This is a genomic window from Streptomyces sp. NPDC001508, from assembly GCF_040298665.1.
In the GTDB taxonomy this organism is placed as follows: Bacteria; Actinomycetota; Actinomycetes; order Streptomycetales; family Streptomycetaceae; genus Streptomyces.
In genome coordinates this window covers 128,682-151,643 of record NZ_JBEPAP010000010.1, presented here as the reverse complement: position 1 = coordinate 151,643, position 22,962 = coordinate 128,682, and the positions used below count along the sequence as shown (strand labels likewise).

General features: G+C 72.7%; 21 protein-coding genes. 10 read left to right on the top strand and 11 right to left on the bottom strand.

All coding sequences use genetic code 11. The annotated features are described in order from the left end of the window. Window positions 1–139: 139 nt before the first annotated feature. Window positions 140–1,558 carry a HEAT repeat domain-containing protein gene (locus ABT245_RS12820; RefSeq protein WP_351732440.1) on the bottom strand — a complete coding sequence of 473 codons (1,419 nt, stop codon included), beginning with the start codon at window positions 1,556–1,558 and terminating at the stop codon, window positions 140–142. Between the two features lie 301 nt (window positions 1,559–1,859). Then, window positions 1,860–2,252, bottom strand: a complete 393-nt coding sequence (locus ABT245_RS12815) for an ankyrin repeat domain-containing protein (protein ID WP_351732437.1) — start codon at window positions 2,250–2,252, stop codon at window positions 1,860–1,862. Between the two features lie 333 nt (window positions 2,253–2,585). Between ABT245_RS12815 and ABT245_RS12810 the strand changes: the two genes are divergently transcribed. Both ABT245_RS12810 and ABT245_RS12805 read left to right on the top strand, forming a co-directional pair. Continuing rightward, a complete protein-coding gene (locus ABT245_RS12810) occupies window positions 2,586–2,780 on the top strand; it encodes a hypothetical protein (RefSeq protein WP_121888451.1) in 195 nt (64 codons plus the stop codon). Between the two features lie 40 nt (window positions 2,781–2,820). Next, complete coding sequence (locus tag ABT245_RS12805) at window positions 2,821–4,818, top strand: hypothetical protein (RefSeq protein ID WP_351732434.1); 1,998 nt, start codon at window positions 2,821–2,823, stop codon at window positions 4,816–4,818. A 313-nt stretch (window positions 4,819–5,131) separates the two neighbouring features. On the opposite strand, the gene ABT245_RS12800 is transcribed toward ABT245_RS12805, so the two are convergent. Beyond that, window positions 5,132–6,640: an SCO1417 family PLP biosynthesis transcription factor gene (locus tag ABT245_RS12800; RefSeq protein WP_351732432.1), complete on the bottom strand. Its 1,509-nt coding sequence runs from the start codon at window positions 6,638–6,640 to the stop codon at window positions 5,132–5,134. Window positions 6,641–6,704: 64 nt separating this feature from the next. Between ABT245_RS12800 and yczE the strand changes: the two genes are divergently transcribed. The 4 genes from yczE to ABT245_RS12780 all read left to right on the top strand — a co-directional run bounded on the left by yczE (window position 6,705) and on the right by ABT245_RS12780 (window position 10,222). Continuing rightward, complete coding sequence (gene yczE, locus ABT245_RS12795; protein ID WP_351732430.1) at window positions 6,705–7,394, top strand: membrane protein YczE; 690 nt, start codon at window positions 6,705–6,707, stop codon at window positions 7,392–7,394. Then, window positions 7,391–8,158: a glycerophosphodiester phosphodiesterase family protein gene (locus ABT245_RS12790; RefSeq protein ID WP_351732428.1), complete on the top strand. Its 768-nt coding sequence runs from the start codon at window positions 7,391–7,393 to the stop codon at window positions 8,156–8,158. The genes yczE and ABT245_RS12790 overlap by 4 nt, the downstream gene beginning before the upstream one ends. Before the next feature lie 67 nt (window positions 8,159–8,225). After that, entirely contained in the window at window positions 8,226–9,569 is a 1,344-nt protein-coding gene (locus ABT245_RS12785) for an MFS transporter (protein WP_351732426.1), read from the top strand. Window positions 9,570–9,847: 278 nt separating this feature from the next. Then, window positions 9,848–10,222, top strand: a complete 375-nt coding sequence (locus ABT245_RS12780) for an RNA polymerase-binding protein RbpA (protein ID WP_003977404.1) — start codon at window positions 9,848–9,850, stop codon at window positions 10,220–10,222. 165 nt (window positions 10,223–10,387) lie between these two features. On the opposite strand, the gene fxsA is transcribed toward ABT245_RS12780, so the two are convergent. From fxsA to ABT245_RS12760, 4 genes are all read right to left on the bottom strand, one after another. Next, window positions 10,388–10,951, bottom strand: coding sequence for an FxsA family membrane protein (gene fxsA / locus ABT245_RS12775; RefSeq protein WP_351732423.1), 564 nt, complete (start codon window positions 10,949–10,951; stop codon window positions 10,388–10,390). Between the two features lie 47 nt (window positions 10,952–10,998). After that, entirely contained in the window at window positions 10,999–11,802 is an 804-nt protein-coding gene (locus ABT245_RS12770; RefSeq protein ID WP_351732421.1) for a polyprenol monophosphomannose synthase, read from the bottom strand. A 533-nt stretch (window positions 11,803–12,335) separates the two neighbouring features. Next, window positions 12,336–13,949, bottom strand: coding sequence for an amidohydrolase (locus ABT245_RS12765; RefSeq protein WP_351732419.1), 1,614 nt, complete (start codon window positions 13,947–13,949; stop codon window positions 12,336–12,338). A 654-nt stretch (window positions 13,950–14,603) separates the two neighbouring features. Then, on the bottom strand, window positions 14,604–15,044 hold the full coding sequence (locus ABT245_RS12760) for an Lrp/AsnC family transcriptional regulator (RefSeq protein WP_351732526.1): 441 nt from the start codon (window positions 15,042–15,044) through the stop codon (window positions 14,604–14,606). A gap of 268 nt (window positions 15,045–15,312) precedes the next feature. Between ABT245_RS12760 and ABT245_RS12755 the strand changes: the two genes are divergently transcribed. Both ABT245_RS12755 and ABT245_RS12750 read left to right on the top strand, forming a co-directional pair. Beyond that, a complete protein-coding gene (locus ABT245_RS12755) occupies window positions 15,313–15,753 on the top strand; it encodes a hypothetical protein (protein ID WP_351732416.1) in 441 nt (146 codons plus the stop codon). A gap of 509 nt (window positions 15,754–16,262) precedes the next feature. Next, complete coding sequence (locus tag ABT245_RS12750; protein ID WP_351732413.1) at window positions 16,263–16,502, top strand: hypothetical protein; 240 nt, start codon at window positions 16,263–16,265, stop codon at window positions 16,500–16,502. Here the strand turns inward: ABT245_RS12750 and ABT245_RS12745 are convergent. After that, the gene (locus ABT245_RS12745) at window positions 16,480–17,655 is read right to left on the bottom strand and encodes an acyl-CoA dehydrogenase family protein (protein ID WP_351732411.1); all 1,176 of its coding nucleotides are present in this window, start codon (window positions 17,653–17,655) and stop codon (window positions 16,480–16,482) included. The genes ABT245_RS12750 and ABT245_RS12745 overlap by 23 nt on opposite strands. Window positions 17,656–17,994: 339 nt before the next feature. Between ABT245_RS12745 and ABT245_RS12740 the strand changes: the two genes are divergently transcribed. After that, window positions 17,995–19,236: a glycoside hydrolase family 18 protein gene (locus ABT245_RS12740; RefSeq protein ID WP_351732408.1), complete on the top strand. Its 1,242-nt coding sequence runs from the start codon at window positions 17,995–17,997 to the stop codon at window positions 19,234–19,236. A gap of 44 nt (window positions 19,237–19,280) precedes the next feature. On the opposite strand, the gene ABT245_RS12735 is transcribed toward ABT245_RS12740, so the two are convergent. The 3 genes from ABT245_RS12735 to ABT245_RS12725 form a co-directional block, all read right to left on the bottom strand. After that, a complete protein-coding gene (locus ABT245_RS12735; RefSeq protein WP_351732406.1) occupies window positions 19,281–19,940 on the bottom strand; it encodes a TetR/AcrR family transcriptional regulator in 660 nt (219 codons plus the stop codon). Window positions 19,941–19,991: 51 nt separating this feature from the next. Then, complete coding sequence (locus ABT245_RS12730) at window positions 19,992–20,129, bottom strand: SCO1431 family membrane protein (RefSeq protein WP_351732403.1); 138 nt, start codon at window positions 20,127–20,129, stop codon at window positions 19,992–19,994. Window positions 20,130–20,267: 138 nt separating this feature from the next. Further along, window positions 20,268–21,638, bottom strand: a complete 1,371-nt coding sequence (locus tag ABT245_RS12725) for a C39 family peptidase (RefSeq protein WP_351732400.1) — start codon at window positions 21,636–21,638, stop codon at window positions 20,268–20,270. A 310-nt stretch (window positions 21,639–21,948) separates the two neighbouring features. Between ABT245_RS12725 and ABT245_RS12720 the strand changes: the two genes are divergently transcribed. Next, complete coding sequence (locus ABT245_RS12720) at window positions 21,949–22,548, top strand: uridine kinase family protein (protein WP_502982114.1); 600 nt, start codon at window positions 21,949–21,951, stop codon at window positions 22,546–22,548. Window positions 22,549–22,962 lie beyond the last annotated feature (414 nt).

The following is a 22,962-nucleotide window of genomic DNA, read 5'->3' as shown; positions in this document are numbered from 1 at the left end:
ATCCGTGTTCTCGCCGCACTGGACGTGGCCGCGTCAACGTGGATCTTTCCGAACGAGGAACGTCCCATGAGCGTTGCGCTGCACACCCGAGCAGGTCAGCCCGTGTCCATCCGCTTCTGACCGATGAGTCACCCCGTGTTCACGCGAACCGTCCGTCGGGTGCGATGCGGTTGCGTACGGCGGTCTGGACCTCGGCCTCCTCGGCCGGGTCGGCGGCGAGTCGGCGCAGCCGCTCGACGACCCGGGCGTCGCCGGTCTCGGCATGCCGGGCGGCGACCTCGCGCGTGGTCTCCTCGCAGTCCCAGAGGCATTCGACGGCGAATCCGGTGGCGAACGAGGGGTCGGTGGCGGCCAGGGCGCGGGCGGCCCGGCCGCGGAGGTGGGAGGAGGCCGTCTCGCGGTAGACATGGCGCAGAACGGGCGCGGCGCAGGCAATGCCGAGGCGTCCGGCGCCGTCGACGAGGGTCCACAGGGTGGGCGCGTCGGGCCCCTCGCCCCGTACGGCCTCGCGCAGCGCCGCGAGGACGAGTTCGCTGTCGCGGGCCGCGCCGCGGCAGGCGAGCATGCGTCCGGCGGCGGCGCCGAGGGCGTCGGGCCTGAGGGCCCAGCCGCGTGCCCGGTCGACGGCGGCGACGCTGCGCATCCGTTCGAAGGCGTCGACGGCGGCCTCCGCGACGGGCGTCGAGCCGCCGGTCACCGCGGCCTCGATCAGGCCGAGGGCTTCGGGGTCGTTGCTGTCGGCGAGGTACCGCAGGGCGGTGCACCGGGCTCCCTCGGCGCCGTCCCGGGCGGCGCGGACGATCTCCGGCCGGTCCTCCGGGCCCGCCACGGCGGCGAGACAGCGGGCGGCGGGAACGTGCAGGACGGTGCCGCGTTCCACGCCCTGCTGGGCCCATTCGAGGACGGCGTGCACGCTCCAGCCCGGGCGGGGTCCGGTCGATCGCAGCTGGCGCTGCCAGCGGTCGAAGCAGCCCGCCTCCTGGGCGGCACGCACGCGCGTGGCGACGGATTCACGCGGATCGTCGGCCCACAGCCGCCACGGCCTCGGTTCGAAGGCGTCGCGGACGGCGGCGGCCAGTTCGGCCTCGCCCTCGGCGTCCGTGCCGAAGCGCGCCAGGACGGGGACGGCGAGTGCGCGCAGGGCCGCGTCGTCGTCGCGCAGGGCGAGTTCGTCCAGGGCCCAGGCCCAGTTGGCGCCGTGGGCGGCGTATCGGCGCAGCAGACGGAGCGCGTCGTGCCTGCCGTACGAGGCGAGGTGCCCGAGCACGGCCAGCGCGAGGCCCGTGCGGGACTCGTCGGGCTCAAGGACGTCCTCCGGGTCGAAGAGGTGCGTCTCGATCGCGTCCAGCTCGCCGTTCAGGTCGAGATAGAGGCGGGCGTAGTAGAGGGAGCGGTTCTCGACCTGCCAGTCGTGGCGGGGGTCGTGCAGCACACAGTGGTCCAGTGCCGCGAGCGCCTCGGCGCGGGGAGCGGTGAGCGCGTGCAGGGTGCCGTCGCCGCGGCCCCGCTGGAGCAGGCCGAGCAACGTGCCACTGGGCGCTATGACCGGATCGAACATGGGAAACAGCCTCACATCAAGCGTCGACGCAACCGGGGAACGCGCACTACCTGGCCGCGTGACACAACGTCGGGGCGCCCGCCGTCTCTTGCTTGCTGTAGACCATCTTCCTCTGCCTCTCGTCGGTGGCCCATGCGGACCGCTTCACGGTCCGCGCGGTGCGGCAACATCTGCCCAGCCATCGCGTCCGTGAATCACGACGTCATAATGACTCGCGGGTTTCTCCTGCCGCGACCGTATTTCCGGCGGCCCTTTACCGCCTCCCCCGTTTTCCGTGTCGTGCCTGGTCAGAATGTTCGGATCACTGTGCGCCGAACAATTCAAGGAGTTCCGTCCTGCCGAACATCCGGGCGGTGTCGACGGCCGACGGAGTACCCGCGGCGGGATCGGCACCGCCGTCCAGAAGGACTTGGATCACTTCCGTCTCGTCCTTGAAGACGGCGCCGGCGAGCGGGGTCTGGCCCCGGTCGTTGGCCCGGTCCACGTCGGCGCCGCGGGCGAGCAGGGCGCGCACCGCTTCGGCGTGGCCGTGGTAGGCGGCGAGCATCACGAGCGTGTCGCCGCGGTCGTTGGTGAGGTTGGCCGGCACACCCGCGTCCAGGTACGCCACCAGCGCCTCGGTCCGCCCCTGCCGGGCCAGATCGAAGATCTTGGTCGCCAGCTCCACGACGTCGGGGTCGGGGGCTTCACTCATCGCCGGACCGCCTCTCCTGCACTTCGGGACTTTCGGGAACTGACCGAGCCTACGGCAGCGGGGGACCGCGGCCGTACGGGTGAATCGCCAGCGTACTGGCTGACGGGGCACATGGCCGGACGCGCCCGAGGTAAAGATCATCGCGAGTCCCAGGGGCCACGGGGGCCACATCCGCCGACCGGGTGAGTCCTGCCCCGCCGGGCCAGGACGGCTCCGCCACCTGGGGGAAATCGCCGCCATTTCACCCGTTTGCACCTTTTATCGTATAGATGCATGCTGTGATGCTGGAAGTACTCACGGTGACTGTCCCCCCTCGACACCAGGAGACCGCAAATGATTCTCTCCATGTCAGGCGTCGTCCTGCTCGGCATCATCGTCTTCCTCTTCTTCCGCAAGGACGGCCTCAAGGCGTCGCACGCCGTGGTCTCGTCCCTGTTCGGCTTCTACCTCGCCAGCACGGCCATCGCCCCGAGTATCAAGGCGGGCGGCGAGAGTCTGGCGAGCCTCCTCGGTGGTATCAAGTTCTGACGCCGACCGTCCCGCCCGCACGCACCGTCAGGAGAAGGCAGTGGCCCGGCGCCCCCTCCCCCGCATTCTGAGCACCGGCAGCGCGCAGATCGCCAGGAGCCGGGAGCTGGCCCGGACGGCGGCCGACAGCGCCACCGACGTCCTCCACCCGCTGATCACCGTCTCGCGCGGGCTGGGCCGGCTGGTCGCGGCCGGACGGCGCAAGTGGGCGGACACACCCAAGGACAAGCGCGGGCCGCTGTTTTTTCTGGCGGCCTCGGTGGTCCTGGTCGTGGCGCTCGCCCCGTACGGACCGCTGCTGGCCGCCATCGCGCTGATGGCGGCGGCGGCCTGGCACGGCCGGGACCGCGCCCCGGCCGCACCCGAGGGCCCCGACGAGTCCCAGACGCAGCGCCTGCAGTCGCTGTACGAGTGCCTGGTGCCCTACTTCTCGGTCCCCGAGGACCCGGCGCCGCTCTTCGACCACGGCGGGGACTGGCAGAATGCCTTCCTCCAGCACGACTTCGACGAGGCGGGGCGCGTGGCTCATCTGGTGATCCGCTACCCGGCCTACTTCCCCGACGGCGAGGCCGTGGCCCGCGCCCGGATCGAGCAGCTGCTCGCCGCCAAGGCCGGACGTGGCCGCGAGTACCACTTCGCATGGGACGAGGAGGCCAATCAGCTCACGGTCGGCGTCCTCGCGCCGCTGCCCACCGACATCGCCGCCCAGCGCTTCGTCTCCGCGCCGGGCGAGACGGTGCTCGGTTTCACCGACGCGTCCGAGGTGCAGCGCACGCTCCCGCTCGGCTACGGCGGCGAGCAGCGCGACGTCCCGCCGGTGGTGTGGCGCACCGGGATCCGCTCGACCGAGCCGCATCTGCTGGTGATGGGCCGGCCGGGCAGCGGAACCTCGACGCTGCTGCGGTCCGTCGCCCTCCAGGCGCTCCGGTACGGCGATGTGCTGATCGTCGAGGGCGGCGGCACCGGCGAGTACGCCTGCCTGACCGGCCGGGCCGGTGTCCTGGGCGTGGAGTGCGGGCTCACCGGGGCGCTGGCCAGCCTGGAGTGGGCCGCCCACGAGACGGAGCGGCGGCTCATCGCGGCCAACCGGGCCCGGCAGGCCGGGCATCCGCCGCCGGACGACACCAGGCGGCCGCTGTGGATCCTGCTGGACCGGCCGGGCGCCCTCACCCACCTGGCCGCGACGGAGGGCCGCAGGGACCCGCAGTCCCTGCTCCAGGTGCCGCTGCGGCACGGGCGCGCGGCCCAGGTGACGGTGGTCGTCGCGGAGGGCTTCGACAACGCGGACGTCCTCGGCGACGCGGTACGCCAGCACACGCGCGCGCGTGTCGTGCTCGGGCCCGTGACGCCGGAGCAGTCGGCGGCGGTCCTCGGTGTGCCGCCGCACACGACGGCGCCGGCCCAGGTGCCGCCGGGGCGCGGTTACGCCCGGCTGGGCGACGGCCCCGTGCTCCGGCTGCAGGTCCCCGCGACGCCGGACCCGTACGACGACGCCACGCGCGAGGCCGACCGACAGGCGGTGCTGGCACTGCTCCCCGCACACGCCACACCCGCGAGCGCGGAACCGGCCGAACCGCAGCCACCGACGACGGCGACGCCGACGGAGCCGGCCCCGGCGGAAACGGCCCCAGCGAAGCTGGCCCGGGTGGAAACGACCCCGGCGGAAACGGTCCGGGCGGAAACGGCCCCGGCGAAGACCGCACCGGTGGAGGCGGTTCCGGTGCGGACGTTCGCGGTGGAAGTGGTCCCGGTGAAGACGTTCTCGGCAGAAGCAGTTCCGTTGAAGACGGTCCCGGTGGACGCGGTCTCCGTGATGGCGGCCCCGACGGAGAAAGTCCCGACCGAGAAGGTGCCGGTGGACAGGGCCGAGACGGAGAAGGCCCGGACGGAGCAGGTCCCGGCGGAGACGGCCCAGGTGGAGACGGTCCAGGTGGAGACGGTCCAGGTGGAGACGGTCCAGGTGGAGACGGTGCCCGCGAAGACGTCCCTCGCGAAGGCCGTCGCGGCGGACGCCGTCGTCGCGGAGAGCGCCACCTGAGCGACCGCGAACCGCCCCGCCGCACCGGCACCCGTACCGACACCGGCAACAGCAACAGCAACAGCACCGGCACCGGCACCGGCACCGGGCCAGACGGACCACCCCATCCACGCTGGCCGCGTCCGTCCGGCACCGGCCACGTCCCACGACGCCCTTCCCGCGACCGCCGCCACCGCCTCCGCCGCCGCCTCCGCCTCCGCCTCCGCCAGGCGAACCGCAGCGCCATGCGGACGTGGAGGCCCCTCGCCCCCGGTGCCGCGTCTGCCGACCGGACCGCGGTCGGCGAGTCCCCGGCCGGGACGGCCAGTCGCCGTTAAGCGACAAACGTCCGCGGTGCCTCCGTCCCCGTGGTCGCGCCCGTTGCGACCAGGTGGGCCGCTGCCGCCAGGCGGGTCGCCGCCTCGTCCGCCACCGCGCCACCGACCGTGAACGGCAGTCGCACATAGCCCTCGAAGGCGCCGTCGACGCCGAAGCGGGGGCCCGAGGGTACCCGGACTCCGACCCGCTCCCCCACCTCAGCGAGCCGCGAACCCGACAGGCCGCCCGCGCGCACCCACAGCGTGAGTCCGCCGCGGGGCACCGCGAACTCCCAGCCCGGCAGCTCCCGCCGTACCGCCGCCACCAGGGCGTCCCGGTTCTCCCGGGCCTGGCCCCGGCGCAGTTCCACCGCCTGCTCCCAACCACCCGTGCTGAACAGCCAGTTCACGGCCAGCTGCTCCAGCACGGGGGTGCCGAGGTCGGCGTACGCGCGGGCCGCGACCAGGCTGCGGATCACATCGGGGGCGGCGCGCACCCAGCCGATGCGCATCCCCGCCCAGAAGGCCTTGCTGGCCGAGCCGACCGTGATCACCGTCGAGCCGGCCGGGTCGAAGCCGCAGACCGGCCGCGGCATCGTGGCACGGTCGAGGTCCTCGTCCAGCCACAGCTCGCTCATCGTCTCGTCGGCGACGAGCACGGTGCCCGCGGAGCGGGCCGCGTCCACCAGCCGGCGCCGCTGGTCGTCGTCGGCGAGCGCGCCGGTCGGGTTGTGGAAGTCGGCGACGACATAGGCGAGCCGGGGCGCCGCCTCGCGCAGCACCTGACGCCAGCGGTCCAGGTCCCAGCCCAAGAGCCCCTCGGCCATCGCGACGGGGACCAGCCGGGCACCCGCCTCCCGCATCAGCTGGAGGATGTTGGCGTACGACGGCGACTCCACCGCGATGCGCTCGCCACGCCCTCCGAAGAGGTGGCAGATGGCGTCGATCGCGCCCATCGCACCGGTCGTGACCATGATCTGCTCGGGCATGGTCGCGATCCCGCGCGCGGTGTAACGCTCGGCGATCATCGCGCGCAGGGCCGGGAGCCCGGCCGGGTAGTCGCCGTGGGTGTGGGCGTACGGGGGCAGCTCCTCCAGAGCGCCCTGGACGGCACGGGTGAGCCAGGGCTCCGGCGCGGGCAGGGCCGCACAGCCGAGGTCGATCATCGAGCCCAGCGCCTCGGGCGGGAGCGGTTCGAGCCCGCGCGCGGGCAGCGGGTTCCCGGCCGGTACGGCGGTCCAGCTGCCCGCTCCGCGCCGGGACTCCAGGAAACCCTCGGTGCGCAGCGCCTCGTAGGCGGCGGCGACCGTGGTACGGCTCACGGACAGTGCCAGCGCGAGTTCGCGTTCGGCGGGCAGCCGCGCGGCCACCGGCACCCTTCCCTCCAGGACCAGCAGCCGGATGCCGTCGGCGAGCGCCCGGTAGGCGGGCGGACGGCGGGTGCCGGGCCCGGCCGGGCGGTCCTGCTGTGAGGTGAGCAGCCGGGCGAGTTGCGCGGCCCCCACCGCCGAGGTCCACTGCGCCATGGTGATCGGTCCACCTTCCTCGAATTGGCCCTGGATGATGTGTCTTCCCCAACCACAGAGTGTCATGAGTCAGGCCACCGACACCACCAGGGGGTGCCTCTTGTCCACTCAGGACCGTCTCGGGCGACGGTTGATCCAGCTGTACGCCGGGCTCGCGCTGTACGGCGCGAGTTCTGCGCTCGTCGTCGAGGCGGGACTGGGACTTGAGCCCTGGGGCGTGCTGCACCAGGGCCTCGCCCGGCTCACCGGGCTGACCATCGGCGTGGTGTCGATCGCCGTGGGCGCCACGGTGCTGCTGCTGTGGATCCCGCTGCGCCAGCGGCCGGGCCTCGGCACGGTCTCCAACGTCTTCGTCGTCGGACTCGCCATGGACGGCACGCTCGCCCTCGTCCCCGACGCGCACGCGTTCGCCGCGCGGATTCCGCTGCTGGTCGCGGGTGTCGTGCTCAACGGCGTGGCGACCGGCCTCTACATAGCGGCGCGTTTCGGACCGGGCCCGAGGGACGGCCTGATGACGGGGCTGCACCGGCGCACCGGCCGCTCGATCCGGCTGATGCGCACGGCGGTCGAGGTCGCCGTGGTCGTCACCGGCTTCACGCTCGGCGGCACGATCGGTGTGGGCACCGTGCTGTACGCCGTGTCCATCGGCCCGCTGGCGCAGCTCTTCCTGCGGGTATTCGCCGTCCCGTCGGCATCCCGCGGCAGCACGGCCGTTGCCACCGGGTCACCGGAACGGGTGATACTGCGTCCGTGAGCACGCCGACACGCCACCCTTACCTCGACCATCCCGGCCCGATCCCGTTCGCCCACCGGGGCGGCGCCGCCGACGGCCTGGAGAACACCGTGGCGCAGTTCCGGCGCGCGGTCGGCCTCGGCTACCGGTACATCGAGACCGATGTGCACCTCACGGCGGACGGGCGGCTCGTCGCCTTCCACGACGACACCCTCGACCGGGTCACCGACGGAGCGGGCCGGATCGCCGACCTGCCGTGGTCGACGGTGCGGCAGGCGCGGGTGGCGGGCAAAGAGCCGGTGCCGCTCTTCGAGGAGTTGCTGGAGACGTTCCCCGAGGTGCGCTGGAACGTCGACCTCAAGACGGAGCCGACGCTGCGGCCGTTCCTCGACTTGGTCGAGCGCACGGGCTCCTGGGAGCGGGTCTGCGCCGGCTCCTTCTCCGAGGCGCGGGTGCTGCGCGCCCAGCGGCTCGCCGGGCCGCGGCTCGCCACCTCGTTCGGCACCCGGGGCGTGCTCGGCCTTCGGTTGCGCTCCTGGGGGCTGCCCGCGGCCGTGCGCAGGTCCGCGGTCGCCGCCCAGGTCCCGGAGTCCCAGTCGGGCGTCCCCGTGGTCGACCATCGCTTCGTCCGCGTCGCCCACGCGCACGGGCTGCAGGTGCACGTCTGGACGATCAACGAACCGGATCGGATGCACCGGCTCCTCGACCTCGGAGTCGATGGCATCATGACCGATCACATCGACACGCTGCGCAACGTCATGCAGGACCGGGGCGTCTGGGTCTGAACCCGGGTCCCGGTGGATCGCGCACGGCGCTTCGGGCGGCACCTTCAGCGGAAAGGCGAGGGCACGGGTGGGCATTCAGACCGTGCGGGCGGGGGCGGACGACGTCGCCGAAAGGCGGCGCGAGCAGCGCGGCTGGTACTTCTACGACTGGGCCTGCTCGGTCTATTCGACGAGCGTGCTCACCGTGTTCCTCGGCCCGTATGTGACATCGGTCGCGAAGTCGGCCGCGGACGCCGACGGCTTTGTGCACCCGCTCGGGATACCCGTGCGGGCCGGGTCCTTCTTCGCCTATTCGGTGTCCCTGTCCGTGGTCCTCGCGGTCGTGGTCATGCCCCTGGTGGGCGGCCTGGCCGACCGGACCGGCCGCAAGAAGCATCTGCTGGGGGTGGCCGCGTACACAGGGGCCGGGGCGACGACGGGCCTGTTCTTCCTGGACGGGGACCGCTATCTGCTCGGCGGGGTGCTGCTGGTCGTCGCGAACGCCGCGCAGTCCGTGGCGATGATGCTCTACAACTCCTATCTGCCGCAGATCGCCCCGCCCGAGGAGCGCGACGCGGTCTCCTCGCGCGGCTGGGCCTTCGGTTACGCGGCCGGCGCCCTGGTGCTGGTCGTCGACCTGGTCCTCTACTCGGCGCACGACTCCTTCGGTCTCTCCGAGACGGCCGCGGTGCGGATCTGCCTGGCCTCGGCCGGCCTGTGGTGGGGTGCCTTCGCGCTGGTGCCGCTGCGCCGGCTGCGGGACCGCCGGTCCACGACCGCCCCGGTCGCGGCCCCGGGGCTGCGGCAGTTGGCGGCGACCGTCCGCGACATGCGCCGGCACCCGCTGACGCTGGCCTTCCTGCTGGCGTACCTCGTCTACAACGACGGCATCCAGACGGTGATCTCGCAGGCATCGGTCTACGGCTCCGAGGAACTGGGGCTCGGCCAGTCCACCCTCATCGTGGCGGTGCTCCTGGTGCAGGTGCTGGCCGTCGCGGGGGCGCTGGCGATGGGGCGGCTGGCCAGGGTCTACGGCGCGCAGCGCACGATCCTCGGGTCGCTGGTCGCCTGGACGCTCACGCTGGCGGCCGGGTACTTCCTGCCCGCCGGGGTGCCGGTGGGGTTCTTCGTGCTGGCCGCCGGGATCGGGCTGGTGCTCGGCGGCAGCCAGGCGCTGTCCCGTTCGCTGTTCTCGCACCTCGTACCGCCGGGCAAGGAGGCCGAGTACTTCGCGGCCTACGAGGTGAGCGACCGCGGCATGAGCTGGCTCGGTCCGCTGCTGTTCGGTCTCACCTATCAGCTGACGGGCAGCTACCGTTCGGCGATCATCTCGCTGGTGGCCTTCTTCGTCATCGGGTTCGTCCTGCTCGCGCGGGTGCCGGTACGGCGGGCGATCAGCGCGGCGGGCAATCCCGTCCCCGAGAAGATTTAGCCTGGATTTAGCGCCCGAGGCGAAAGGGCGGTAGTGTACGCGTTTGGCCTGCCTGGCGTACCGTTACTGCGCGTCAAAGCTGCTGAGACGCCGGGTGACATCTGCTAGCAGATGTGACAAACCGGGCGCCGGTGGGTACAACAAGGGGCGGCTACGACGGCGACGCATGACCCGGAACGGGACTCGGAACGGGAATCTTTACCGCCGACCGGACGTTGACCGGATGACGACGACAGCGACACCTGTCCTGTGGGCGACAAGCCCGGGAGGCACGATTCATGAGTGAGCGAGCTCTTCGCGGTACGCGCCTCGTGGTGACCAGCTACGAGACGGACCGCGGCATCGACCTGGCTCCGCGCCAGGCCGTGGAGTACGCATGCGAGAAGGGGCACCGCTTCGAGATGCCCTTCTCGGTCGAGGCGGAGATCCCGCCGGAGTGGGAGTGCAAGGTCTGCGGTGCCCAGGCGCTCCTGGTGGACGGCGACGGCCCGGAGGAGAAGAAGGCCAAGCCGGCGCGCACGCACTGGGACATGCTGATGGAGCGGCGCACCCGTGAGGAGTTGGAAGAGGTCCTTGAGGAGCGCCTGGCAGTACTGCGCTCCGGGGCGATGAACATCGCGGTTCATCCCCGGGACAGCCGCAAGTCCGCCTAGCGGGCGGCGGGACACCACAACGCACATCACCGCGGGCGCCGTACGTGATCGATACGTACGGCGCCCGCGGTTGTGCGTGACCCTTTGTGCGTGACCCCGGGTGCGGCCTATGCGTGACCGTGGGTGCGGCGCGTGACCGCGGGTGCGGCGCGGGCCGTACCGCCCTCAGCGGGTCAGGGGCGGGCGCGGCTCGCGCGTCGCGTCACCCGGCCCGTCCGCGTCCTCCCTGATGACCTCACCCTGGACCACCTTGCCGTCCGGGCGGTGCATGCGGACCTGCTGGAAGGCGTCGCCGAGGGAGCCGGGGGCCGCCCGGGAGAGCCTGCGCTCGAAGGCCCGCTCCGCATACCGGCTCACGGCCTTCTGCACCGGCGGGATCAGCAACAGCAGGCCGGCCGCGTCCGAGATCAGGCCCGGGATCATCAGGAGCAGCCCACCGAGCATCATCAGGCCGTTGCCGCCGCCGCGCTCCGGGGGGACACCGCGCTGCACCGCCTCGTTCAGACTCCGGAAGGCGCGACGGCCCGCCCGCTTGATGACCACCGAGCCGGCCACGAGGCCGGCCGCCAGAAGCAGGAACACCGTGAGGCCGCCCGCCGCGCCGGCGACCTGGGTCAGCAGCCAGACCTCCAGCACCAGCCAGGCGGCGATGCCCAGCGGAAGATACCGGCGCGCCCGGGAGCGCCGGGGCCGGGCGGGGTGCGCAGGGGGCGGAGCGCCAGTCGTCATGTTCCCAGTGTGCCTGGGTCCGGCTCAGTGCGGGATAAGGGGGGCGATCAACGCTCCTCGGGCGGCTTGCCCTTGCCCGCGATCTTGCCGACCCGCTCGCCCACGCCCCACGCGGTGACCCGCCACAGCGCCTCCACGAGGATGTCGCGGCTCATCTTGGAGTCGCCCAGTTCCCGTTCGACGAAGGTGATGGGCACCTCGACGACATGGAAGCCCGCTTTGACGGCGCGGCGGGCGAGGTCGACCTGGAAGCAGTAGCCCTGGGAGGCGACCTCGCCAAGACCGAGGCCCTCCAGGGTCTCGCGGCGGAAGGCGCGGTAGCCGCCGGTGATGTCGCGCAGGGGCAGGTCGAGGGCGAGTCGCGAGTAGAGGCTGCCGCCGCGGGAGATGAACTCCCGGCTCCTGGGCCAGTTCACCACCCGGCCGCCGGGCACCCAGCGGGAGCCGAGCACCAGGTCGGCGCCCTTGAGCGCGGTCAGCAGACGGGGCAGTTCCTCGGGCTGGTGGGAGCCGTCGGCGTCCATCTCGACGAGCACGCCGTAGCCGTGCTCCAGGCCCCAGCGGAAGCCCGCGAGGTAGGCGGCGCCCAGGCCCTCCTTGCCCTTGCGGTGCAGCACCTGGACATGGCCGTCCTGCGCGGCGAGTTCGTCGGCGAGCTTGCCCGTGCCGTCGGGGCTGTTGTCGTCCGCCACCAGCACATGCGCCTCGGGGACGGCTGTGCGTACCCGGCCGACGATCGCCTTGATGTTCTCCGCCTCGTCATAGGTCGGGATGATCACCAAGGCCGTACCGAGCGGGCCGAACTGCCTCGCCCCGGCCCGTGCCGCTGGGGTCCCGTCGCCGTCGTTCACTGCTGCCCCTTCATGTCGTACGCAGGCGTCCACCATAGTGGCCGCCGCCTGCGGTGACGTGACGCCTCGTTCGTATGGCGGTGTCGATTCCCCAAGAACGGGGTAAGAGCGTGCGCTCCGTGCGGGTGTCCCGCTGCGGATGGGGGCCCGGCGCCCTTCGGGCCGACCTGGAACCCGCTGGCTGCGGGTCGACCGAAAGCCGTTGTCTACTGAGCGTCCGGGCCCCACCCGGGTCGCACCTCCCCGACCGGCCGGAACGTTCCCTCGTCGGCGTGGGCGCTGAGCCTGGTTCCCAGCGACGGTGCCCCGGTGCGGCACACCGTCCCTGACCCAGCGGCGCTGCGACGCGTGCGCGGAAGCTCCCCGGTCGGGCGTCCGGTGGTGGACTCGGCCGAACCTACCGGCCCTCGGCCGCAGCCTGTCAACAGCCGTCCGACCTGCGCCGATCCCGGCCCGCTCGGGGGCGGTACGGAGGATGCGCAGGTCGCGCGACGCAGGGGCGGGCGGCGGCGTCGGCACGCCACCCCCACAGATCACTCGCCCGGGCGTACGAACACGGTCCGGCCGCCTACCACGGTGCGCAGACAGACCGGCAGGTCACGGCCGGGGGTCAGATCGGGCAGGCCGGGGGTGCCCGAGCGGGGGTCGGTCGACCAGCGCGCGACGCGGTCGTCGGGGGCCTGGACGACGAGCCGGTCGGTGCGCCACACCGCGTAGTCGGCGGGCGCCCCGGGCACCAGGACGCCCGCGTCGTCCCGGCCGACGGCCCGCCAGCCGCCGCGCGTGTGCGCGGTGAACGCGGCGCGCACGGAGATCCGGTGCTCGGGCGTGCGGTGGAAGGCCGCCGCGCGGACCGTGCCCCAGGGGTCGAGGGGCGTGACGGGGCTGTCGGAGCCGAGGGCGAGCGGGACGCCCGCGCGCAGCAGGGCCGCGAACGGGTTGAGGGCACGGGCCCGCTGCGGGCCGAGCCGCCGCGCGTACATGCCGTCCTCGCCGCCCCACAGGGCGTCGAAGGCGGGCTGGACGGAGGCGGTCAGACCCAGTTCGGCGAAGGCGGCGATGGTCTGCGGGGTGAGCAGTTCGGCGTGTTCCACCCGGTGCCGGGCGGCGCGGACCCGGGTGAGGCCGACCTTGTCGGCGGCGGCCCGCACGCCCTCGACTACGGCCGTCACCGCGGCGTCCCCGATGGCGTGGAAGCCCGCCTGGAGTTCCGCCTCGGTGCAGGCGATCACATGGGCGGTGACCGCGGCGGCGTCGAGGTAGGCGACGCCGGTGTGGTCGGCGTCGGCGTAGGGCTGGTGCAGACAGGCGGTGTGGGAGCCGAGGGCACCGTCCACGAACAGGTCGCCGGCGGCGCCGAGCGCGCCGAGTTCCCGGGCCTTCGCGACGCCCTCGTCGGCCTGTTCGGCCCAGTAGCCGACGACACGCGGGCCGGGCTCGTGCGCGGCGAGCCGCAGCAGGTCAGTGAAGTCGTCCTCGGAGGAGATCCGCGGGCCGCCGCACTCGTGGAGGGTGCCGATACCGAGGGAGGCGGCGCGCGCGAGGGCGGCCCGTTGGGCCTCGGCCCGCTGGGCGGGGGTCACGGCCGCGAACGCGGCGGCCCGCACGGCGTGATGGTCGTCGCCGGTCAGCGGCGCGTCCTCGCGCATGACCGCGTCGGGCAGGAGGTCGAGCAGCGCGGTGGTCACGACGGCCGAGTGGACGTCGATGCGGGACAGGTACAGCGGGCGTCCGCCGGTGGCCGCGTCCAGTTCCGCGCGGGTCGGTGGCCGGCCGCCGGGCCAGCGCGCGGCGTCCCAGCCGTGCCCGAGCAGTACCCGGTCGCCGGGGCGGGCGGCGGCGAAGTCCCGTACGAGGTCCAGCGCGGCCTCGCGGGTGCCGGCGGTGGACAGGTCGAGGCCGGTGAGGGCGAGGCCGGTGGCGGTGGTGTGCACATGGGCGTCGGTGAAGGCCGGGGTGACCAGGGCGCCGTCCAGGTCGACCACCTCGTCGACGCCGTCCGCGAAGGCGTCGGCGGCGCCCTCGGAACCGACCCAGGCGACCTGGCCGCGTTCCACCACCATGGCGGTCGCGAAGGGGTCGGCGGGGCTGTGCACTTCTCCGCGGCGCAGGAGAACGGTTTTCGGGTCGGCGGGGCGCTCGTTCATGCCCGACAGTCTCTCGCGCACCACCGCCTCGACGGCACCCGGGGCGCCGCCGACACGCGCCGACGAGAGCGGCGGCGACCGCGAACGCGCCCCGCACCCGGAGGGCGGGGCGGGTCAGATCCTCGGCGGGCGGGCCCCGCAGGACGACACCGGCGGGAACGCGGCCACCGCGACCTGCCCCCGGCTCAGGAAGCGAGACGGTCCAGATCCACCGCAGCCAGACCCCGCAGAACGACACCGGCCGGAACACGGCCACCGCGACCTGCCCCCGGCTCAGGAAGCAAGACAGTCCAGATCCACCGCAGCCAGACCCCGCAGGACGACACCGGCCGGAACACGGCCACCGCGACCTGCCCCCGGCTCAGGAAGCGAGACGGTCCAGATCCACCGCAGCCAGACCCCGCAGAACGACACCGGCCGGAACGCAGCCACCGCGACCTGCCCCCGGCTCAGGAAGCAGAGCGGTTCAAGTCCTCGGCGGGCGGGCCTCGCAGGACGGCGCAAGCGGGAGCGCGGCGACCGAGCGCGCGCCGGGCTCGGGGAGCGAGACGGTCCAGATCCTCGGCACCCAGACCTCCCCGCAGGACGACACCGGGCCGCACCGACGCGGATACGGCGACCGCGACGCGCCCCGGACCCGGAGGGCGGGGCGGGTCAGATCCTCGGCGGGCGGGCCTCGTAGGGCGTGGACAGCACCACCGTCGTACGGGTGGACACGCCCGCCAGCGTGCGCAGCCGGGCCAGCAGTTCCTCCAGTTCGTGCGGTGTGGCCACGCGCACCTTGAGGATGTAGTTCTCGTCGCCGGCGACGCTGTGGCATGCCTCGATCTCGGGGACGCCGGCGAGGCGGTCCGCGATGTCGTCGGGCGCGCTCGGGTCGAACGGTTTCACAGAGATGAAGGCGGTCATGGGCAGCCCGACGGCCTCGGGGTCGACAACCGCTGCGTAGCCGCGGATGACACCGCGGTGTTCCAGCCGGCGCACCCTCTGGTGCACGGCCGACGTGGACAGACCCGTGGCCTTGCCCAGGTCGGTGTAGCTCATCCGCCCGTCCTTGACGAGCAGCTGCACGATCTGACGGTCCAGCTCCTCCATGGCGCCAAAACCTACAGTGCGCTTGATCTGCCCGGATACCCGGGCAACCCAGGTCATAGCCGGTTTGTGATGTCGCGGGGGGTCGAGCGGGGGTTCACGGAGGGACAAATGCGCCGCACCGGGCACCTGCGCACGGCATGTGACGAACGCCACACCCACCGGGCGGGGTCCGTGATGGTCTCGTGATTACCGCCGAGAGCGGACGGGAAGTGCTTGCTGTGGTCGAGGCCGCAGCGCCTTCACGGCCCAGCCCGAGGGGGAGAATCCCATGCAGAGTCTTAAGCGCCCTGGTCGTACCGCGTCCAAGCGGCAGCAGCCGGCGATCGAGCCGCAGCCGGAGGGCGTCGAATCCGACGCCTACGACAGCGACGAACTCGACGCCTACGACACCTTCGAGATGTACCGGGTGATCTGCCCGGACTGTGCACAGCCCATCGCCCTGCTGGCGGACGAGGACGTGCTGCCGGAGCACGCGCTGTGCGCCTCGCCGTGGAACCCGTTCGGTCTCACGGTGTGCGCGGGCACCGGCCGTTCGGCCGCCGAGGCCCGCTCCGCGGACGAGTCGTTCGCACCCCAGGAGCAGGACACCGCCCTGCTGCTCACGCTGCCCCAGGGTCTGAACTGGCGCACGCAGCCCTTCTCGCACGCCGGCGGCCCGGGCTCGCGCCCGATGCGCGTGCCGACGATGCGCGACCAGGCCGCCGCCTGAGCCGCCTCGCCCGGTCCGGACAACCGCCCCGAACCAGGGCGCACAGGCCGTCGTGGTGCAGGATCGATGCGCCAGGCCCCGCAGGCACGGCGGCTTCCCCGAAGATCGTGGACGACGTTTCCGATGCGCGCGTTCTCCCATGAGCACGGTTCGGCGGCCCAGCGCGGCCACGGCCCGGCCGGTCGAGCCGGGCCCTGATCGGCGGTGAGCGGGGTGGTTCTGTCGAGCGATCCGGCGCGGTGAGCACGTAGGGCAGGGACGCCCCGCCGCGCGCAGTGCCCGTCACCGGCAGCGCGAACCGCCGGCGGGTGGGCAGGGACGGGCGCCCCGGCGCGCGGGTGGTGGCCGAGGGGTGCGGGGCGGTCGCCGGGCGTGGACTGCGCCCCCGGGACCGAGGTCGACCCTGCGTCAGGTTCTGGCGAGAGGGGCGGGCCGCGGGCGACGCGGTTGAACTCACGGTCGAATGCGGCGCCCGGTGACCCGGGTGGCCGCGGCGGCGTTGCCCAGGCATGTCCCGCACGCAATCGACAGCCGGCCGGCCGCGCCGGCTCTTCGTCCACCGAACCGTCCACCGGACCGCGGAATCGGTTCTCCCGCCCCAGCCCCAGGACCCGCCCATCTACCGCGATCTGCTGCGCGCCTGGGCCGACCGGGGCCGCACCCTGCCGGGCCGCGACGACCCGGAGTGGGTGCGGCTGGCGGCCCTGCCGGGCGCCCCGGGCCGGATCAGTGAGTCTCCGGCCCCGTGAGGTGGCGGGCGATGACCATCCGCTGGATCTGGTTGGTGCCCTCGACGATCTGCAGGACCTTGGCCTCGCGCATATAGCGCTCCACCGGGAAGTCGGCGGTGTAGCCGTACCCGCCGAGGACCTGGACGGCGTCGGTGGTCACCCGCATCGCGGTGTCGGTGCAGTGCAGCTTGGCCATGGCCGCCTGCTTGGCGAACGGGCGCCCCGCGTCGCGCAGCCGGGCGGCGGTCAGGTACAGCGCCCGGCCCGCCTCGATCTGGGTGGCCATGTCGGCGAGCAGGAAGCGCAGGCCCTGGAAGTCGGAGATCGGCCGCCCGAACTGCCGGCGGCCGGTGGCGTAGCCGACGGCCTCGTCGAGCGCCGCCTGGGCGAGGCCGATCGCGCAGGCCGCGATGCCGAGTCGCCCCGAGTCGAGCGCGGACAGCGCGATGCCGAAGCCCTGGCCCTCCTCGCCGATGCGCCGTTCGTCGGGCACCCGCACGCCGTCGAAGTGGACCTGCGCGGTGGGCGAGCCCTTCAGGCCCATCTTCTTCTCCGGCGCCGCCGCGCTCAGGCCCTCGGCGTCGCCGGGCACCAGGAAGGCGGTGATCCCGCGCGGGCCGTCCTCGCCGGTGCGGGCCATCACCGTGTAGAAGTCGGCGATACCGCCGTGCGTGATCCAGGCCTTCGTGCCGGTGATCACCCAGTCGCCGTCCGCGCCGCGCACCGCCTTGGTACGCAGCGAGGCGGCGTCCGAGCCGGAGGACGGCTCGGAGAGGCAGTAGGCACCGAGCAGCCCGCCGCCGAGCATGGCGGGCAGATGCTCGGCCCGCTGCTCCTTGGTGCCGTGGGCGGCGAGCGCGAAGGAGGCCAGGGTGTGCACGCTGACTCCGAGGCCGACGGTGAGCCGGGCCGCTGCCAGTTCCTCCAGGACCTGGAGATAGACCTCGTACGGCTGATCACCGCCGCCGTGCTCCGCGTCGTAGGGCAGGCCGAGCAGTCCGGACTCGGAGAGCAGGGTGAAGACCTCACGCGGGAAGCGTCCGGCGTCCTCTTCCTCGGCCGCCCGCGGGGCGATCTCGCGGTGCGCCATCTCGCGGACGAGCGCGATCAGGTCCCTGGCCTCGTCCGTGGCCAGCTGACGCTCCACCGGCTGAGGGGCGTGGTCGGACATGTCGACGGTCTCCTCCCTGTGTCGGGCGCATCGGCGGACGTGCGCCTTGGGTGGGGCGGCGCCGCCTGGTCTTCTCCGGTTCCGGCCGAGGTGTGCGCTCCCGGGTCGCGGAAGCGGCTGACCAGCGGCTGTGCGCTGTGAGTATGCCCGATCGGCACCCTCCAGTCACCAGTTAACGACCGCTTACTTCAAGAAACGTCCCGGCGGCCCAGGCCCCCTCGAAATTGGTCCGAACCATTGACCCGAGTGGTCTAGTCCTCCTAACCTCTCGCATCAACGCTTGATCGCGTTCATGCCAATCGGCACGCGTTCCCCTCTCCCCCACGAGGAGACACACCGATGCACCTGTCCCCCCGTTCCCGCCGTCCCCTGCGGGTGCTGCTGTCCGCCGCGTGTTGCGCCGTCCTCGGCGCCGGTCTGCCGGCCGCAGCGAGCACCGCCACGGCCGCCTCCCCCACCGCGCCGAGCGCGACCGCCGCCGGCTCCAAGGTCGTCGGCTACTTCACCGAATGGGGCACCTACGACCGCACGTACCACGTCAAGAACATCGAGACCTCCGGCTCGGCCGCCGAGCTGACCCACATCAACTACGCCTTCGGCAATGTCACCGGCGGCAAGTGCGCGATGGGCGACTCCTACGCCGCGATGGACCGCGCCTACACCGCCGCCGAGTCCGTGGACGGTGTCGCGGACACCTGGGACCAGCCACTGCGCGGCAACTTCAATCAGCTGCTCAAGCTGAAGAAGGAGCACCCGAACCTGAAGATCCTGTGGTCCTTCGGCGGCTGGACCTGGTCCGGCGGCTTCGGCGAGGCAGCGAAGGACCCCGCCGCGTTCGCCCAGTCCTGCTATGACCTGGTGAACAACTCCAAGTGGGCGGGCGTCTTCGACGGCATCGACATCGACTGGGAGTACCCGAACGCCTGTGGCAACACCTGCGACACCAGCGGCCGGGACGCCTTCCGGAACCTCATGGCGGCGCTGCGCGCGAAGTTCGGCTCCGGCAGCCTGGTGACCGCGGCGATCACCGCCGACGCCACGAGCGGCGGCAGGATCGACGCGGCGGACTACGCGGGCGCCGCGCAGTACGTCGACTGGTACAACCCGATGACATACGACTTCTTCGGCGCCTGGGACGCGACCGGCCCGACGGCCCCGCACTCGCCGCTGACCTCCTACTCCGGCATCCCGAAGGCCGACTTCCACACCTCGGCGACCATCACAAAGCTGACCGGCCTCGGCATTCCGGCCGCCAAGCTGCTGCTCGGCATCGGCTTCTACGGCCGCGGCTGGACCGGCGTCACCCAGGACGCCCCGGGCGGCACGGCCACCGGCCCGGCGGCGGGCACCTATGAGCAGGGCATCGACGACTACAAGGTGCTCAAGACCAAGTGCCCGGCGACCGGCACGGTGGGCGGCACCGCGTACGCCAAGTGCGGCAACGACTGGTGGAGCTACGACACCCCGTCGACCATCGCCTCGAAGATGACGTACAAGAACCAACAGGGCCTGGGCGGCACCTTCTTGTGGGAGCTGAGCGGGGACACCTCGAACGGCGAACTGATCAAGGCCGTCGACTAGGGCGCGGCCGGGCGGGGCGGGTGCCGGAGGGCTCGCGTCCCGCGTCAGCCGTCGCGGCGGGCCGGCGGGGGCGCCGGATAGGACGGGTCCAGTTCCTCGATGGCGCGCAGGGCCCCGCCGAGCGTCTTCACCAGCAACTGACGCATGGTGTCGCGTGGCAGTTCTGGGCGGGCGATCCAGTCGAGGGTGGCGCCCTCGACGCTGCACACCCAGGCGAGCAGCCCCACCCGGGCCAGTGGCGCGATGTCCCCGCGGCCGTACGCGCCCTGCGCGATGGTCGTGACGATCGCCTCGCGCACGCCGTCCCGGATGGCGTGCACCTCGGCGTCGAAGCCGACGCCGCCGCTGACGATGGTGCGGTAGGCCGCCTGGTGGTGCTCGGCGTAGCGCAGATAGCTGTCGATGGTGCGGTGCACGCGGTCCGCGGCCGGAAGTTCCAGGCCGCTCGCGGCGTAGCTGACCAGATGGGCGACGGAGTCCTCGATGATCGCCAGGTAGTAGCCGCGCTTCGACCGGAAGTAGTAGTAGATCAGCCCCTTGGCGACATGTGCCTGCCGAGCGATGTCGTCCATGGAGAGCGCGTCGTAGGAAGTGTCTGCGAACAACTTCCGGCCGATGGCGATGAGTTCGGCACGACGCGCCAGCGAGCGCTCGGTGCCGCGCGCCTGCGGCCGGGCGACGGCGGGCTGTTGGTCGATAGGCAATTCGGACCCTGGTCTCAACAGGCTGCGGGACATCCGCAGTATGTCAGAACGTCACAGCAGCCCCAGCTGAGTCACGAGCATCGCCACGACCACGACCAGGGTCCAGCCCAGGACGTGTTCGACGATCTTCGGGCCGTCGTCGCGGGGACCGCCCGTGCGGGTGCGGGCGGTGGCTGAGTGTGCGGTCATGGCGTCTCACTGGGGTCGGCTGTGCTGGGTGGACTCCCCCCACCGTGCCGTCCACCATGCCACCGCCCGCGGCCCGTGCGGCGGAGAGGTTGGTCACAGGCGCACGGCCCCCGCTCCCCGGGGGCCGTGCCGCCCGCCTCAGCGCACGCCCACCGCCGCGAGCGCCCTGCGCTGGCGCGGCGTCGGACGGACCGGGAAGAAGAGGTAGCACACGCCGCCGGTGCCGGAGACCACCGCGCCACCGGCGTTGTACCGCTTCGTCCTGAGCCAGATATTTTCCCACTCCCGCCGGAGGTAGACGCGGCGCACCGCCTCGTTGCTCGGCGAGGCCGGGTCGTTGGCGATCACATCGCCCTCGGCGGTGAAGCCGATCACGGTCATCAGATGCCCGGAGGTGCCGTACCCGGCCCCGGTCAGCTCGGTCTTGAGGAACGACTGGGACGTGATGGCCGGGATGCCGGCCGCGATCAGCCGCTCCAGGTCGGTGAGCGAGCCGAGCCGGGTGACCACGCCCTGCAGCCCCCGGAACGTGGCCGCGTAGGCGGCGTTGAACGGCCAGTTGCCGCAGCCCCGGTACTGGTGGTCGTAGGTGTGGCGGGCGGCGTGGTCCACCTGCGGGTCGGCGTAGCTCGGGTCGACCCAGGACAGTTGCTCGGGGGTGAGCCGGCCGCCCCAGTACTCGATGATCATCTGCGAGGAGGTGGGACTGCACCAGGCCTCGCCGCCGTTGTCGTACTCCGGGTACTGGCCCGCGTGCACCTCCTGCGAGTAGCGCGGGACGATCAACTCCTCGGCGACGCGGGGCGTGGCGGCCGGGACGGTGAAGCGGTCGGGGATGTCGGAGCCCATCGCGCCGAGCCGCCAGACGGTGGGGGTCAGCTGCGAGCCGGGCCTGCGCAAGAGGGTGAGCCGCAGCCGGTAGGACACCAGACGCAGGCCGGTGGCGGCGTCGTCGACGGCGAAGGTGTCCGTCCAGATGCTGCTCTTGCCGTCGGACTGACCGTCCACGGAGGTCCGTTTGATGTCCTGGTCCCCGGCCGCCCAGCGGCCCATCACGTACCAGGGCGTGTCCGTGCCGTCGGAGTACGTCCCGCTCAACTCGATCTGGATCCAGGTGCCGTCCGGGGTGCGCGCGTTCCAGGAGGCGATGGCCTCGGTGGCCGGGACGCGGAGGAGATGGACCGGGGAGGTCCAGGTGGCGTACTCCCAGGCGGCGGTGGTGCCGGTGTGCGGGTCCGTGTACTCGGTGGTGCCCGCGGGGACGCCGATCACCACGCCGGGGCGGACCCCCGGAACGGCCACGACGCCCTCGGCGACACCGGAACGCCAGTCGCGGTACGTGGTCCAGGCGCGGTTGTCGACGGGTCGGTCGGGGCCGGGTTCGTCGGCGTCCAAAACGGTCGCGGCGCCCGCCGGCCCCGTGCCGGTGACGACCGCGCCGGCGGTCGCCGCGGCGGCGACCGCGGCGGCCAGGACGGTTCTGCGGGACGGCTGTTCGGCTCTGCTCATGGGCGGAAGTACCCCCAGGTGTCCGAGTCGGGACGGGTCCGGTCCACGGCGGTCCCACCCCGGGCGGTGGCGCCCGTCGGCTCGATCGCCGTGCGGTTGTGCGCCAACTATGGATCAGGGGGCATGCCCCTGCCAGCTCTTCGGCCCATGCCACGCCCATGATTATTGGTCTCGTCCACTGGCACGGCCGCAGGGTACGGCCCGCCGGCGGCGCCACTAGGATGACGGCGGAACACCTCCCTCCTCTCTCGTCCCTCAAGGAACCGTCTCTCGTCCCGGAGGAACCGTCATTCACGACCTCGCCGCCCGGTTGCGCGGCCTCGCGCCGTCCTGCGGTCCGGTCCGGCTGATCGGCATCGACGGCCACGCCGGCTCGGGAAAGTCCACGTTCGCGGGGGCGTTGGCCGCCGCGCTGGGCGGGGCGCCGGTGCTGCGCCTGGACGACATCGCCAGCCACGACGAGCTGTTCGACTGGACCGGGCGGCTGCTGACCCAGGTGATCGAGCCGCTGGCCCGGGGCGAGAGCGCGGCATACGCGCCTTACGACTGGCGGGCCCGCGCTTTCGGGCCGCCCCGCGCGCTGCCGGCCGCGCCCGTCGTCCTCGTCGAGGGCGTCGGCGCCGGCCGCCGGGCGCTGCGGCCGTATCTGGCCCGCCTGCTGTGGATGGAGCTGGCGCGCGAGGACTCCTGGACCCGTGGCCGCCGGCGGGACGGGAGCGAGCAGCGGGAGTTCTGGGCCCGCTGGGTCGAGGCGGAGCGCCGGCACTTCGCCGAAGACCCCTCGCGCCCCCATGCCGACCTGCTGGTGCTCCAGTCGCAGAAGGGGCACGAGGTGCTGCCGGGGCCCGCCGCGCCCCGCGGATCCACACCCAACGTGACGCACGGTGATGGACCATCCGCTGTGTGCTGAATCCGTGAAGGCCCCTGCACAAGAACTTCTCCGAGTGCTTCAACTCCGCTTGACCCGGGGGCCGTACAGGACTTACGTTCTCAATGTGCGGCCACTCGGAGCCGCCCACAGACGCGAAGCCCCCGGTTGTTCCCCCGTGACCGGGGGCTTCGTTCTGCCCGCGTCCCGCTCTCCGGACGCCCAACGCGGCGATCCGATCACCCTCGGTCACCGTGCCGTGTGCGCCCCATCTGCTCCCACCTCGTCGAACGGGCCGTGCGACACCCTTCGGCACCCGCCCGACGCGCGGGTACGATGCCCCTGGTGCGACCTACGAACGGCTGCTTCGCGCACCTGCAACTCCGGTCCGCGGCACAGCGGTTCGACCAAAGGCGGCCACCGGGCAGCCGCCCGGCGGTGAACCAACGGGGGCAC